Source organism: Nocardia sp. NPDC004722 (genome assembly GCF_053601505.1).
In genome coordinates this window covers 34,610-49,329 of sequence record NZ_JBSGBY010000004.1, presented here as the reverse complement: position 1 = coordinate 49,329, position 14,720 = coordinate 34,610, and the positions used below count along the sequence as shown (strand labels likewise).

Here is a 14,720-nt window from a genome sequence, read left to right as displayed (position 1 = left end):
GACAGTGGAACCTCCCGCCCTCACGCAGCTCCCGCGGGCTCACCTCCCAGCCGCGGCAAGTGGGAGGAGGCCATGTCCGCGCCGGCCGCCTCGACCCCAGTGATAGTCCCGAAAAGCCAGACGGAGGGTCCACCACCTCGGGACCGGCACCCGCGCGAGCAGCGCTCGCGGAGTTCTCCCGGTGTCGCGCCCTGGCGAGGCGGCCGGCGCGGACATGGCCTCCTCCCACTTGCCGCGGCTGGGAGGTGAGCCCGCGGGAGCTGCGTGAGGGCGGGAGGTTCCACTGTCGCGGCAGCTCACGACATTCCGGCGGGTCGGAGCACGGTGCGGTTGACCGTTTCCGTCTGTGTAAGTTGCGTAAGGTACGTACAGTGACAGTTATGCGGTGTGTGGAATCGGATCAACTGCGCGTGAAGTGGGCCGAGAACCTGCGCGCGGCCTACGAGGACGACGAGGTTCTCGTCACGACCTTTTTCGACGAACCCTCAGGGGTTCTGATGTCGAGAGATCGGTGGGGCGTCGGACTGCAACGCAAGCCGGTCGAGGAATCGCTGCGGGTGGTGCTGAACTCCCGCAACGCGCGCACCACGTTGCGCGCCCAGCGCGAAGGCCTGCGCCGCGGGCACCACACGGTCGTGACGCTGTGGAAGGAAGAACGCGCTGTGCTGGCCCCCTACAAGTGGGCGGTCGAGGCGTTCCCCGAACTGGACCTCGCAGCGGTCGCTGCAAGTTCCTGACGAACTTCGCCTGACCTGCTAGTCCGGGTCGCGTGCGGGGATCTCGGCGGACTGCCGTTCAAGGCCGTCGAGTTCGAGCAGCGGCACGCCCGGATACGGGATGCTGACCGGTTGTTGTTACCCCACAACAGATTCCACAAGACCGGACAATGCGCTGATCAGAGATCCATCGGCAGTGTGATTAGCTCGGGCCGGGCAGTCGCAGCCTGAGCCGCGGTTTGACCCTGGGCCGGCGGAACTGACCCTGACGCGGGTCCCAGTTCTGTTCGCTGGCAAGACCGTTTCAGGCGATGTCAAACAACGTCGGCTGCTGCGGTCGGGCGTCACGTCGCTGAGTTGTCGAAGGCTGTGGCTGTTGTTCGGCCAGTTCGGCGGCGGCCATGCCTGCGATGATCCGGTCGGCGGCCGCGCTGGTCGCAGGGTCGGAATCGACGTCCCACCGCTGTCGCAGGGCGCAGAGTTGCTCGAGGATCGGGCCACGGTCGGGTTCGGTGAGGAGTTGACCGATGCGCGCCGGGCTGAGTTTGCGGGCGGCGGCGATGGCGCGCACGGACATGCCTTGGGCGTGGGCGGCGCGGATGCTGGCGGTGCGTTCGAGTTCGGCGGCTTCGTCGCGGAATCCCGACAGCGCCAACCGATGTGAGGTGAGCGTGCTCCTGTCCAGTTTTCTGGACAGTGCCGGGTGCGGGCAGATCGGGGTGCGGGTGGCGTGCCCGGCGAGTGCGGCTAGAACCTTTTCCCGCCAATGGCAGGCCCATCGGATGCAGTTGGCGCAGTTGACGTGTCCGCTGCAACCAGGCAGCAGGATGCGTTCGTAGCGGGCGGTGTCGGACCAGGCCGTACTGTCGGAGGAGGCGAGTTTTGTGCCGTAGTCGGCCAGTCCGTCGGTCTTGATCCCGAACCCGTGCAGACGGATTCCCGGGACGGCTTCGGTGATGGCGGTGATGATGTCGGCGGCTTCGTGGGTGTTCTGGCGTTTGCAGACGCTGCCGACGGCGACGACGGGCTCGGCGGCCAGGTCGATTCCGGCGCGGGCGTAGAGCTCCAGGCACAGTTCGTAATCGGCGCGTTTGTGGCCTTGGATGGTGGGCGCGATCCGCAGTGTCGAGTCCAGGGCGCGCAGGTCGAGGAGGTTGCCGACGGTGCGGTGCAGGTGTTCGAGCACGGTCAATCCGGTACCGGCGAAACGGATCCCGCGTGTACCGGTGCCGTCGTGGCGCACGATCGGTTCGCACATCCAATCTTGGGGCGCGGCCCAGGTCAGGTTGCCGATCTCGTCGTGATAGCGGCGGACCCGCTCGACGTATTGGCGGGGCGTGACGGTGTCCCAACTGCCGTGCTTCTGCAACTGGCTGAATCCGCCGTTCTCCAGAATCTGGGTGTCTCGCGAGACATCTCAGCTCGGGCCGGAGGCACCCAGTCCCGAAATGACGGCGTGACCGATGGCCTGCATCCACGCAGCATTCTCCGCATGGGCCGGGTTCGCTTCCGGCACCGGCCGGATCCGTCGCCAACGGTGGAGCGCCGCCACCACCAGTTGATCGAGGTGCTCGGTGTCCGGTCGCACCCATACCAGAAGGTCAGTGCTTCAGTAGTACCGGCACATCGCCGTCATTTGTACAGGGCCTCGTCGTTGGGAAGATATGCTTGCAGCGCCCTTTCTCGTGGTCGCGGCTACCGTCTGGTCGATCCGTAAATCATCAGAGTTCTGGGCGCGGCGGAGGGCGATGGGGAGGACCTGTCCAGGCTGATTCCGAAGACGTTGCTGCTCAGGCATATTCGATCACCGGCAGGCAGTATCCGCCCGCGGCGACGTTGATGACCGGGTCGGTCGAGCAGCGTGCCATGTAGCCGGCGAACTGTCCGTTGAACAGGAAGGTGTCCAGGCCAACGGTCAGGTCGGGGTATCCGGGCACGGTCGGGAGCGGGCAGTATTCCTGTGCCACATAGCCGCCTGTCGTCGCGGCGTGACGCAGCGCGGCCCGCCAGGTGGATCGGGCACATCGTGTCCCGAGGACGACGCCGTCGCCGCCGAGGCGGTTGGCGGGTTTGAGCACGAACCGGTCTTGGTCGGCGTCGAGGCGGTCCAGCAGTGCAGTGTCCGTGCGATCGAGCACCCGCGTCCAGGGGATGTGTGCTGCCAGCAGCGCCTGTTCGGCGGCATCGAAGTCGGTGGCGAACGCTGGGTCCGACAGTACCGCCAGGCAGCGTTTGTCGCCGATGATGCATTGCGACAGTGGCGGATTCACGAAGCAGGCCCGGCCCGACACTGCTGCAGCGAAGTAGCGTTCGAGGTCGGGGTCGGTGATCAGGTCGAGTTGGTCCAGATTCGCGTACACGAGGTCGGCGCGGCGGCCGCGGTCGTCGACCACCGCGTCACCTCGCAGTTGGACCGTACGCGCGTCGACGGCTGTGGTCTGCACGTTCAAAGCGGTGAGGTCTTCGATCATTTCGGCGACCTCGACGTCGAAGCGCCCGCGCAGGGTCACAATGAACGCCGTGCGTGCCTCGGTGCCGAACTGTTCACGGTGGCAGGCAAGCAGTGTGCGCGCGAACAGCACGCTGTCTTCCACCAGCGGCTGCCGGGATGCTGCTGGTGTGTCCGGGACGTCGACTTGGGCGTTCCAGTGGCGGTGCATGCGGGGCACGAAGGTCACTCCGCCGGGGCACACGGCGTTCATCTCGAGCACCCGATAGCGACTGGGGTCGCTGGTCGTGCCGTCGAGACGGCAAATGCGATTGATCGGGTCGAGTTGGCCTGCGACGCGTAACCAGTCCCACAGCGGCTCGTACGCGGGAAACAAGCTGCGCACGTCGGGCCGCTGCAGATACAGCCGTGCGACGCGTTCGAACAGCGGGTGCAGCCGTTGCGCAGTCTCCCGGATCCTGGTGCCCTCGCCCGGGTCGACGATCAGTGGTTGCGTGAGGTACGGGAAGGTCTGGGCCCGCACGATCTCGAGGTTCTCGCCATTGTGGTCAACAGGCTGTTTTACGTGGGACCTGGTGCGCGCTTTGGGGATTCGGTGCGACGTTGCCGAGTGCTCAGGCATGGCGTTCCTTTCGCCGGACGTCGGGGGTCCGTCGATGGTCGGCGATCCGTATTCGGCGTTGCCGGTGACCTTTCGGCAAATTCGCTGGAAAACGCAGGTCAAAGACTGTCGGCCAGTGTTCCGTTCCGGAGGCCCGACACAGCCGAAGCCCAGGAAGGGTCTCAACGAAGTTCCGTTCCGGAACACTCATCGAACATCCTCTGAGCTGCGGTGATGGTCGGCGCTGCTTGTGTTGGCGAGAGCTCAGTCCACGGTCGTGTTCCTAGCGTTGCGGATATTCGCACATGTCTAGGGGGACCGAATGATCCGCCGATTCCATTGGTACAAAGCGCTACTCGCGCTTCTCTCCGTACTCGCCGCCTGTCTCACACTCGTACTCGGCGTCTCACCGGCCGCGTACGCAGCGCCCGACGACGAAGTAGCCGCGTGCCAGACCCAGCAAGATGCGTTGGATCAGGTCCGAGCCAAGATCGCTCACCACAATGACGAACCGCACACGTTCGATATTCCGGAGCAGCAGGCCGCGGCCGACGCGTACGACGCTGAGGCCGACGAGCTCACAACCGAAGACCAAGCCGACATCCAAGCGCTTGAGAAGTGCGAGTCGGCAACCGATCAACTGGCCGCAGGTCAACAGCCGAAGAAGCTGACTCGAAACCAGATCGTCACCGTGCAGGCCGGCAAGGACAAAGTGCCGGCAGGCTATGTTCCCCCCGACGTCACCAAGCAATACCTGAGCGGCGCGCCGGTGCGGGTTACCGATGAACTGAGGCCGCTGTATAAAGCGTTGGGGGAGTTCTCTCCGCCCAAGAACGTCGGCAAGTGGGTGTTGCAAGGTCAGCCCAAACCCAAGATCGGCGATCCCGACCCCTCGCAGCATCCCAGCGGCGGCGGGACCATCCAGCCCAATCCGCAACATCCGTCGAATCCGTATGTCGCTCTCGACCACATCGTGCCGCGGTCGCGGCTGCTTTACCTTCCTGGCTTCCTTCAGTTGAGTGCCGAGAACATGCTGCTGATGGTCAACGCGCCCTTGAATTTCCAGTGGCTGCCGGTTCGGGTCAATGGCGCCAAACTGTCGAAGAATGCGATGGCGATCTTGAACGTCGATCCCCAGTGGCGGCAGGCTCAGCAGGATCTGCAGGCGAAGATCGAGCCGCAGTTGATCGCGATCATCGCCCAACTGCTCGCGAATCAAGGAGGGAAGTAGATGTCTGTACAGCTCCACGAGATTCGACACCAGCTCGCGCTCGACGAGTACGCCGAAACGGTGGTTTTGCTCGAGGTGGGAGCACCGCTGCCGAGCACCTGCCCTGCCGCGTGGACAGGCATCGCCAACGAACGCGAGCCGCGCGAGCGGTGCGCCGCTGCTCTGGCGTTGTGGAATCAGGACTTCCTCGACGCGATACCTCGCTTCGCAGCCAGGTTGACCAGTGAACTGTCCGATGCCCGAGTCGGTCTGCGTGGCGACGGTGAATGCGTGGTCGTGTACGTGATGGAACATTTCGATGAGGACGACCGGTACGTCGTGTGCTGGATCGGTCGTGACCCAGCGACATTCGGTGAGCACCCGCCCGTGATGTGGGAGTGCGTACCGAGTTCACTGCGGACGTTCCTGCGCCAGGTGCATGCTGGATTCACCTCACCGTACGAGTTGTTCTTCGGTCCGATTGCACCGCGACTGTGGCTGCCCCTCGCCACTGTCAGAGGCTTTCCAGAAGGAATGCCTGACTGGGACCAGGTCCCCGATGCGTCCCGGCTACTTCCGATCTCGACCGCCTACAGCGGGATCGCCGCCTGTGTATCCCCCGACCTGCCCCTGGGACAAGCGGTCGTCGCGGACCAGGACGGAGAGCTGAACTCCCCAGATGATTTCGGTCACGTGCTGGACAAGCTCTTCGAAATCCGCTTCGCCGTCGCTGCCCAGGAACAGGACTGACCATGTATCCCGACCCCAACACTCAACTCGCCCATTCCTCCTCGCCCGCAGAGCCCTCTCCTGCTACCCAATCACGGCGACGGTGGTGGCTGATCGTCGGAGGATTGTCGGCCGTATTGGCGGTCGTGGCCGGCGTGGTTCTCGTCGTGATTCGGGGGCACGCGGCCTCCAGTGACACGACCGCGATCCGAGCACTCGTTGACCGCTTCGATACGGCCGTGCACAGCGGGGATCCCAAACGCATGGCAGCCGATATGTGCAGCCTGGAAGCGCAGCCCTTCCTCGACGATTCCAGCAATCCCGATTCCCAGCCAGCCAGTTCGACAAAACAGCCTTTCACGCTCTCGGAGATTCGCGTCGTCGCCAACGCGGCCTCGGCCCGACTGACCTTCGCCACGGGCGGAACCCAGACCCTCTACTTCTGTCGAGAGGCCGGCAAGTGGACGGTCTGTGATGCCGCACAACGCGAAATCCCTGGCACTGCGGCAACTTCGACCACGCCGACGTCCTGATCGATCGACTGAAGTACCGGCACTCACCCCCTGTCGCTCCCCGCGTGCCGTGGACCAGCGGACGAAGCTGGTCCACGGCACGGTGTTGGCGGTGAGCCTGCTGGTCGACGGCGGCCGACCCGAAGATCACACCACTCATCGACCGACGCTCACTCTGCTGATAGGGCCTGACGAGCGCGAAAGTGCCAGCAGAAGGCGTGGGCCAATCCGGCGAACACCTCGCACTCGAAAAGCATTGGCGCGAAGAATGAGCCGCAAACCGACCGTCGCTGTTCTGGCGGCTCACTGCGTACCCGCTACTCCCACCGGCCAGGCCACTGATCTTGTCGAGCTGCGCCCTCAAAATCGGAATGCCGCTGGCAGAGATGAATCTGTGCCAACGGCGCGGGGACCGCCGTCGGCACAGCGATCGGCCCCTTACGAGTTGGGAGACACCCCGGTCCCGCCGTACATCCTCGCTCCGTGGTCCCAAACCGCATAGTCCAGTTTGGTGATCCGGTAGCCAGTGAGAGTTCCGTACTGTCGGCATTTGTCGGTCGCATATCCGGCTAGGGATGAGGCCGCAACCGGGTAGACCTTTACACCACTTTGCTCTGTGTCGGGGTCCCTGTAATAGATGGTGAGACTCGCGGCTACCGCCGCGGGTGAGGAACAGACATTGATGTCGTAGCTCTGTTGTGTCACGGAGATCAGTGCGCCTAGCTGGTAGAAACTGAATGCGTTGGCGGAAGGCGCGGCGAGGGCGGAGATCCCGAAGAGGCAAGTCATCCCTGCAGTCAGTATCAATTTTTTCATTGTTTTCCATTTGTTTCGTGATCGGTTCGAGGGTCTGGACAATTCTGCGAAGACATCTGCTGGTCACCTGTGTGGTGATCTCCGAGCGCGTCTCCCTCGACCGCGTCGTGACAACCTCGCGTCGAGGGCCAACCATGCGACGCAGAACATGGCTCAACAGTGGGAGAAACGAGCGCTCGGACGAAGGCCAACGGACTCGAGTGGCATCGAAACGCCTGCTCAGAGTGGGCTATTTCGTGTTCCGCTCCGGAATCGGTTATGCCTGAACCGGTATGCAGACTGCGGTCTGGGCCAGGGACGTTCACAGTCCGGTCGACGTCGCAGTCACTGGCGGGACCGGTCGAAGGCGGACCCCTCCCAGAGGTGAGTACTTCGGTCCTGCGCTGGCTACGGGTTATGAACTCGGCCGGCTGTAGGTCCCGTTGGTCGCTGTGCCAAGCCGCCGCCGGCGCGGGTGCAGTCGCCTCGGGTTCCGGACCGGAATTCCGCAGCCTCCTCTTTCTGCCTCTCTGACCAGCGGCGGGAGGAAATCAACGCCGCAAGCGGAGAAGGCCTGGATCGGCGCGGTACCTAGCGTTGGAGTTGCCGGCTTCGCTGGATGCCGGCGTCGGCCCCGGAAGAAGTTCCGGGCGAACGTGAATCGAAGGTGCGGTATGGACGGCGGATTTCTCTGCCTGCTCGTGGTCGTTGGATTTGTGGCCTATCTGGCCTACCGATCGTCCGAGCGGTCGAACAAGAAGTATCGAAGCGTCTGTGGTGAATGCAGTTTCACTACGGAGTGGCTGACAGAAAGCGGGGCCGAGAACCGGATTTCTGCCCACTACGCCGCGTCGCATCCCGGCATTGTGCCGGGCGGTCATTTCGAAATCCGGTGAGCTACCCCAGATTCCTAGGAAGGAGCGAGACATGTTCGGGTCCAGCAGGCGCTACAGGATCCATTGCGGCGAATGTCGGCACAAAACGGCGTGGGCGACCGAGTCAGTGGCCACCGCAGCGCATATTCAGCACTATCTCGACAATCACCCGGGTGTCGAGCCCGGCGGTCACGTGGAGTACCGCGGCCGATGACCAGATCGAATATGCGGCCGGGCCGGCGCGGAGCGCGTACTGTCGGTCCCGGTATCGAAACTGGGTGCCGCACAAGTGAACCGGCTGTCCCGGTCGAGCAGATAGAGGTGTGCGTGGGGGTGCCGCCGGGTCCCGGCTCGCCGCGGGAGTTATTCGCGCAGAGGCTCACTGAGCTGTGGTTACTGGCCGGGAAGCTACCGCAGAAACGGGTCGCTGCCGCGGTGAACGAGCTGATGGGACCGACCCGGGGGCCGGGCGCGAAAGGGTTGGAGTTTCAGCGTTTCAGCGACTGGAAGAACGGCAAGGCGCTACCAGCCAAGTTCGCTTCGGTGTGGCCGGTTTTGAAGGTCCTGATCGACCGGACCGACAAGGCGACGGCCCCGGTTCCGCCGGAGCTGGTCCGCAAGGAGTACTGGCTGTCGCTGTACCTGGCCGCGAAGAAGTGGGTTCCGCAGTCCACATGTCCCTACCCGGGTCTGGCCGCGTATCAGACCGGTGATGCCGATCGGTTCTTCGGCCGGAATCGGGCGATCCAGGAACTCACCGCACTGGTCCGCAGCATCGACGCGGGCGGCGGCGGCATCGGTCTGCTCGTCGGGGCTTCAGGTTCGGGCAAGTCATCACTGTTGGCGGCCGGGCTGATTCCAGCGCTGCCAGCGGAATGGTCGTCTGTGTGGTGCACCCCTACCGTCGGCCTGAACGAAGCGCTCGCAGAGGCGGGACGCGAACGCTGCGTGCTGATCGTCGACCAGTTCGAAGAACTGTTCGCGGCCGCGTTCGGTGCGCAGGAACGCGATGAAGTTCTGGACCAGTTGAAGCAATCCGCCACCGCGGGAACGACGGTGATCGTGAGCGTGCGCTCGGATTTCCTCGCCAGTTGCCTGGAGGCACCGGTGCTGGCCGAGGCACTGTCGGGCGCTACCGAACCGGGCGCAGACACAGGGATCGAAGCAAGACCTGCCGTCGCCGTAACGGCAACCATTCGACACTGTGTGGTCCTTCGCCGGCCTCTCATCGATGAGCTGAAAGACGTCATCGTCGGGCCTGCCCGCCGCGCCGGTGTCGAACTCGAAGAGGGGCTCAGCGATCTGATCATTGCTGATCTGGGTCAACTGGCAGGAAACGACGATGTGGGGACGTTGCCGTTGCTGTCGCATGTCATGGCAGCGGTGTGGGACAAGCACAGCGGCCGCAACCTCACCATCGCCGCGTACATCGCCGCGGGCCGTGTCGCCTCCTCGGTCACACAGACCGCCGAGGCGGCCTGGAAACAACTCGACGACGACGCGCGGGCTGCGGCGCAGCATCTGCTGATCGCGATGGTAGCGGTCGGCGACGGCACCCGCGACACCCGCCGTCGCCTGCCTCTCAAGGAAGCCGCGCACGCAGCGGATGCGGCGGCCGCCACGTCCGCGCTCGACAGTCTGGCCACGGCGCGCTTGATCACGGTCGAAGAGGACCATGCCACCTTGATCCATGAGGTTGTGCTCGACGCGTGGCCTCGGCTGCGGGAGTGGATCGACGCCGACCGTGACGCGCTGCTGGTGCGTCGGCGTACCGAAGCCGATGCCGCGGAATGGGAAGCGTCCGACCGCAGCACAGCGCTGCTGTATCGCGGTACGCGGCTGGCGCGGGCGCGCAGCAGCCACCCCTCACCAGGCGGGGCCGGCGCACGGTTTCTCGCCGCGGCGATACGCGCCCAAAGATGGCGCATCGCCGCGGTCGCCGCAACTGCGACCAGTCTGGTCGTCATCCTCGTCGTGGCGCTGGTCCTCAACGTTCAGGCCTCGAGTAGGGAACGCGAACTCCAGGTGGCATTTCTTGCTCGTGTCCTCCAGGAGATCGACCAACAACAGTCGACCGATCCGACGTTGGCCGCGCAGTTGGCGGTGCTGGCCTTCGACAACAAGCGTGACGATCCCGGCGTCCGTTCTCGGTTGATCGCCAGTCAGATGCTGCCAGTGGCAAAGACATTCACCAACGATCACCAGAGGATCTCCGGGATCGGTTACTTGTCCGACGGCACGCTCGCGGTCGCGGGGTACGACGGTGACGTGCGGGTGTGGAGGGTCGACGAGGCCGGACCCGCTGCGCTGGTCGCGCGGCTCGCGGGGAACAAAGCGCAGATCACGGCATTGATGACGCATCAATCGACGGTGATCGCCGCCTGTGCCGACAACGCTGTCCGGATCTATGACCGATCGAATTCCGCTTGGCCGCAACCGGTCTCCACTTTCGACACCGGCAGCCCGGTGACCTTTGCAGCACTCTCTCACGACGGCCGCACGCTCGCGGTCGCACACGCGAGCGGCGTCGAGTTGTGGGACGTCAGCAGCCTGGGGCACGCAGTCCAGATCCCGGTTCGTGTCCCGGTCGAAGGTTCCCCGTTCGTTGTCGCTTTCACCGGCACCGACAACGCCCTGCTGACGACCAGCTCCACTCCGAGCGGTGCGCTCGGCATCCAATACACCACCACCGCATGGCCTCTCGATCTCACGCGAGACTCCCTACAAGGCGCCATCGTGACCGTCCAGCCTGACAAACCCCTGGTGAGACCCTCGGATACGACGCCGCTACTGGCAGTCGGAGAAATGGGGGTGCGGCCAGACTCGCCATACCCGGGCCAGAGCACCGTCGAGTTCTACAGTCTCGACAACCCCGCCGACCCCAAGAAGGTCACCGCACCGTTCCCGGTCGCCGCAGGCCAGTACCTGCGGGGCTTCGGATTCGGTGACGGTGACCGCTTATTCGCGACTGTGTCGGTAACCGGGGTGTCGCTGTGGAACCTCGCTGATCGCACGAAGCCGACACCGCTGGGCATCGCGTTGACCGGCACCTCGGCGGCATGTTCCGCTCCGGGCGGTCGCTGCAGCGGCACCGTGGTAGGCGCCATGTTCGCCCCCGACGGCAGGCACGGGGCGGTGGCGTTGGACGACGGCACTGTCGAGCATTGGTCGTTGCCCACGGGTGTTCTGGTGGGGCAGGCCGGGCAGATCGGATCACTGACGTCAGCCATCGGCGCCAACGGCCATCGAATGATCACGTCCGCCCCCGGCCAGGATGCCCATGTCTGGGATCTCAGCAACCTTGCGGCCGCACGAATAGTCGACACCATCCCCAGACCTGACTACCGGGTCTCTGGGATCACCCAGCCAGTGGGCCCCGCCATGAGTCCCGACGGTCGATACGTCGCGGTGCTGCAGTCCGGCGAGATGACCTTGCTGGATATGAATGCGGCGAAAGACAACCGTGTCGTTCGTACCTTTCCGGGGGCCTTCGGCATCGGTTTCGCCGCCGATCGGCCCCTGCTGGCGGCTGCCTTCGCTGATCCGATCCCGCACCTGGAGATATGGGACTACTCCCAGCCCGGCAACATGGTCCACATCGATGACAGCGCCCTGCAATTCAAGAACCGGAAGCAGTTCCTGCCCCTTCTCGGTGTCCAGACCGCCGTGTCCAGAAGCGGCAACGCCGTCGTCGGCCTGACCGACCTCCTGCAGGTGTGGGATCCCCGCTCGGCCCACCCAGGGACGCTGCTGGGAATGACGGATCCCGACCGGGCCGAGGGCAGCGGACTTGCAGTCAGCTCCGATGGCAAGACCGCTGCGATCGGCTGGCGAGCCGGCCGAATACAGTTCTGGGATATCAGCAATCCGCACCACATCGTGCCGCTCGCCACCCCGCTGCCAGTGACCAGCAACGTCGTAGGCTCCGTGGACTTCTCACCCTCGGGCACCCGTCTCGCGGTGGGAGGCAGCGACGGAACTGTCCAACTGGTCGACATGTCCACTCCCACTGCGCCGTCCATCGACGGGAGGTCACTCACCACGCCTGATGAAAACGTGTGGAACGTCGCCTTCCTCGACGACAGCCACCTCCTCGCAGGAGGCCGTGATGGCGCGCTACGGATTTGGGACCTCGACCCCGACAACGCCCGCAAACGTGTCTGTGCCCTGACAGGGGCGACGATCCTCGCGCGGCTCGAAGCCGAATTTCCCAGGCAAACGATCGAAAACCCGTGCCGGTGAACTGATCAGCGGGGAACTGTCACCGGATCGGTACAGCTCGTCGGTACATCGACCAGCGAGCACAATGCTGGTGAACGAGTGGGCAGGTAGTCGCTGGGCACGCCACCGGCGGCGATGATCGTGCGGAAGGCGGCGACCGCGTCGGTGGCCCGCCGGGTCAGAGTGGGATCGGTGCGCACGTCGACGCTGTAGAGACCGTAACGCAGGTCGTAGCTGCCCCATTCGAAACTGTCGGTCAGCCCCCAGTAGTTGTACCCGATGACGTCGATACCGTCGGCGCGGGCGCGTTGCAGCCAGTAGATGCTGTCACGCAGGTGATCGGCGCGGTCGTACCCGTCGACGCGGGTCCCGTTCCAGGACACGATCCCGTTTTCCACCACGTACAACGGTTTTCCTGGAAATCTGCGTGCACAGTACCGCAACGCGTAATAAATCGATTCCGGTTGCACCGCGTGAGCGAGCGGGCTGCTCAGCTCGTTCGGGGCGATCAGCGCGTGCAGCGCCAGCGTCGGCAACACATCCAGGGAAATGCTGACCGTGTTGCCGACACCGATGAAATCCACACAGCCAGCGACCTGATCGAGGATCACGCTACCGGCGTCGTATCCGGCGACATTGGTCATGACATTAGTCGACAACCCCACCCACGCGCCTGCCTGAACCTGGTGGATGTGCTCGTAGACCGCGGTGTGCGCGTCGACGATCCGTGATGCCATGGCCGGGATCTCGGCTGCCGGCATGCCGTCCTGCACCTCGAACTTCACATAGGCGGCAGGGTTGGCGAAGGTCATCCACAGCGGATCACGCCCGGCATAACGGTCCACCACCTTGCTCGCGTTGCGCACCCACGCCTCCACCACCTCCCCGCTGCCCCAGCCGCCGCGTTCGCCGACCCACACCGGATACACCCACTGATCCAAGACGATCATCGGACGGAGCCCACGTGCGGCCATCGCGTCGAGTACTCGGTCATAGAACTCGAAACCCGCCTCGTCCCACCCGCCGGCTTCGGGCTGCACCCGAGCCCACTCGACCGTTAACCGATAAACCCCGATTCCAAGATCAGCGGCCAACGCTATGTCGTCCTGGTACCGGTTGTAGAAGTCCACCGAATCCGGGAACGCCGCGAGCTCCGATCGCGCCTCGAATGACCGCCGCTGGTGGCTGTCGGGTGTGTGCCCCTCGCTCTGAAAGCCGGAACTACCCACGCCCCACAGAAATCCGTCACTGAGCGGCGTCGCGGCACGCGCCAATACAGTGGCCGGACGACCGGAGACGGCAGCAGCGGCAGCGGCAGCCAATCCGAGCACAGCGCGGCGAGAGACCTTGCTCATAGTCGAGTCCCTTCCTGGCTGGGCGACAGAACGATCGGGAGCACTGATCGTGTCACATGTCGATCGAGATCGGCTGTGCTCATTACGTTCTCGGTTCCTGTCACGCCACCGAGACCTCGACGCTTCAGCCCCCAGAGTTCCGGTGCGGAACTCTGCAACACGTCGTTGACCAGCAGAGTCGCGCGCGGAAAGGCGGATTGGGTAACAGAAAACAGTGGGGTGACTCGTAGCGTCATCGGGCATCCGGGCACTCGCTCCGAGGCCCCAGTATCGGGAGAACCGAAGATGTTCACGAAGATTCTAAGTACCTGTCGCGCAGCAATTCTCGTGGTGTTGCTCGCCACCGTGGCGGGGTTGTCCGTCGCGTTCGCGGGAGCATCTTCGGCCGCACCGCTTCCTGCACCGAAAGCCGCCTACTGGGTCTGCGATCGATACAACGCTTCGGGCTCCTGCGCATCGGGACACTGGGTGTACCAGTATTACGAGACATGTGCTTCCCGCGATGGTTGGGGCAACTGCCTGACCTGGCAAAAGGTCTATTACTGAGCACAGCGCGTAGCCGGTCCGCCCGAATCCACACGGGCGGACCGGCTACGGGCACAGGAGCGGCCTCACGGCGTCGAGCCCGGCCATCCCATGCGCGCTCACTCGCAGTTCCCGACTCCTAATCTTGCCTAGGAGGAAAGGGGTTGCAGCTCGAGCAGGACGATATGCCAGTCCCGTGGCCGTCTGTCAGTGTGGGGATTCAGGATCTGCTTGACGATGTAGCTTCATCGACTTCTCGACGGCACCAAGACCGTCTTCACGGTCCTCGGTCGCCTCAGCGGCGGACCCGGCAGATCCTCGTCGGGTTCAGGAGTCGGTTGACTTCTGTTGGCGGCGGCCAGCTCGCAGATGGGTGATGCGGCTGTTGTTCGTGCGGACATAGGTTTGGATCTCGACGCCGTCGTGGAGGACTCGGAAGATGGTGTCCTCGGCGAGGATGGTGACGGTTTTCCCGGCATTGGCGCGGACCGACTCGCAGACAGGTGCACCGAGTTCGTCGCCCTGCAGTTCCTGGCGCGGCTGCCCGTGATCCACGTCGAAACCACACGCGGGAGTCCGAGTGATCGATACCCGCTCGTTCCCAGTGCATTTCGGGTGCAAGTTCTGGGCTGCGCCGATGGGAGCGGGCGAGAAGTACGTGGCAGCCTACGCCGACCCGGCACGACGCCCACGTTGGAAGACCTCGCCTGAAAGGCTGACCCGCGGCGTCCG

Annotated in this window: 10 protein-coding genes; 6 read left to right on the top strand and 4 right to left on the bottom strand. The window is 64.3% G+C overall.

Going from position 1 to position 14,720, the window contains the following annotated elements:
- Nucleotides 1-371: 371 nt before the first annotated feature.
- Complete coding sequence (locus ACWELQ_RS01630) at nt 372-737, top strand: hypothetical protein (RefSeq protein WP_452395089.1); 366 nt, start codon at nt 372-374, stop codon at nt 735-737.
- Nucleotides 738-1,020: 283 nt separating this feature from the next.
- Here ACWELQ_RS01630 and ACWELQ_RS01625 read toward each other — a convergent pair whose 3' ends face one another.
- Both ACWELQ_RS01625 and ACWELQ_RS01620 read right to left on the bottom strand, forming a co-directional pair.
- On the bottom strand, nt 1,021-2,109 hold the full coding sequence (locus ACWELQ_RS01625; RefSeq protein WP_452395090.1) for a deazapurine DNA modification protein DpdA family protein: 1,089 nt from the start codon (nt 2,107-2,109) through the stop codon (nt 1,021-1,023).
- A 397-nt stretch (nt 2,110-2,506) separates the two neighbouring features.
- Entirely contained in the window at nt 2,507-3,688 is a 1,182-nt protein-coding gene (locus tag ACWELQ_RS01620) for a hypothetical protein (RefSeq protein WP_452395088.1), read from the bottom strand.
- A 400-nt stretch (nt 3,689-4,088) separates the two neighbouring features.
- Here ACWELQ_RS01620 and ACWELQ_RS01615 point away from each other — a divergent pair, with 400 nt between their 5' ends.
- From ACWELQ_RS01615 to ACWELQ_RS01595, 5 genes are all read left to right on the top strand, one after another.
- The gene (locus ACWELQ_RS01615; RefSeq protein ID WP_452395087.1) at nt 4,089-4,997 is read left to right on the top strand and encodes a hypothetical protein; all 909 of its coding nucleotides are present in this window, start codon (nt 4,089-4,091) and stop codon (nt 4,995-4,997) included.
- Between the two features lie 60 nt (nt 4,998-5,057).
- Nucleotides 5,058-5,726 carry a hypothetical protein gene (locus ACWELQ_RS01610; RefSeq protein WP_452395086.1) on the top strand — a complete coding sequence of 223 codons (669 nt, stop codon included), beginning with the start codon at nt 5,058-5,060 and terminating at the stop codon, nt 5,724-5,726.
- A 2-nt stretch (nt 5,727-5,728) separates the two neighbouring features.
- A complete protein-coding gene (locus tag ACWELQ_RS01605) occupies nt 5,729-6,238 on the top strand; it encodes an Rv0361 family membrane protein (protein ID WP_452395085.1) in 510 nt (169 codons plus the stop codon).
- Between the two features lie 1,448 nt (nt 6,239-7,686).
- A complete protein-coding gene (locus tag ACWELQ_RS01600; RefSeq protein WP_452395084.1) occupies nt 7,687-7,908 on the top strand; it encodes a hypothetical protein in 222 nt (73 codons plus the stop codon).
- Between the two features lie 414 nt (nt 7,909-8,322).
- Nucleotides 8,323-12,129, top strand: a complete 3,807-nt coding sequence (locus tag ACWELQ_RS01595; protein ID WP_452395083.1) for a WD40 repeat domain-containing protein — start codon at nt 8,323-8,325, stop codon at nt 12,127-12,129.
- A gap of 5 nt (nt 12,130-12,134) precedes the next feature.
- Here ACWELQ_RS01595 and ACWELQ_RS01590 read toward each other — a convergent pair whose 3' ends face one another.
- Both ACWELQ_RS01590 and ACWELQ_RS01585 read right to left on the bottom strand, forming a co-directional pair.
- A complete protein-coding gene (locus ACWELQ_RS01590) occupies nt 12,135-13,463 on the bottom strand; it encodes a family 1 glycosylhydrolase (RefSeq protein WP_452395082.1) in 1,329 nt (442 codons plus the stop codon).
- A gap of 852 nt (nt 13,464-14,315) precedes the next feature.
- Nucleotides 14,316-14,543, bottom strand: coding sequence for a hypothetical protein (locus ACWELQ_RS01585; protein WP_452395081.1), 228 nt, complete (start codon nt 14,541-14,543; stop codon nt 14,316-14,318).
- Nucleotides 14,544-14,720 lie beyond the last annotated feature (177 nt).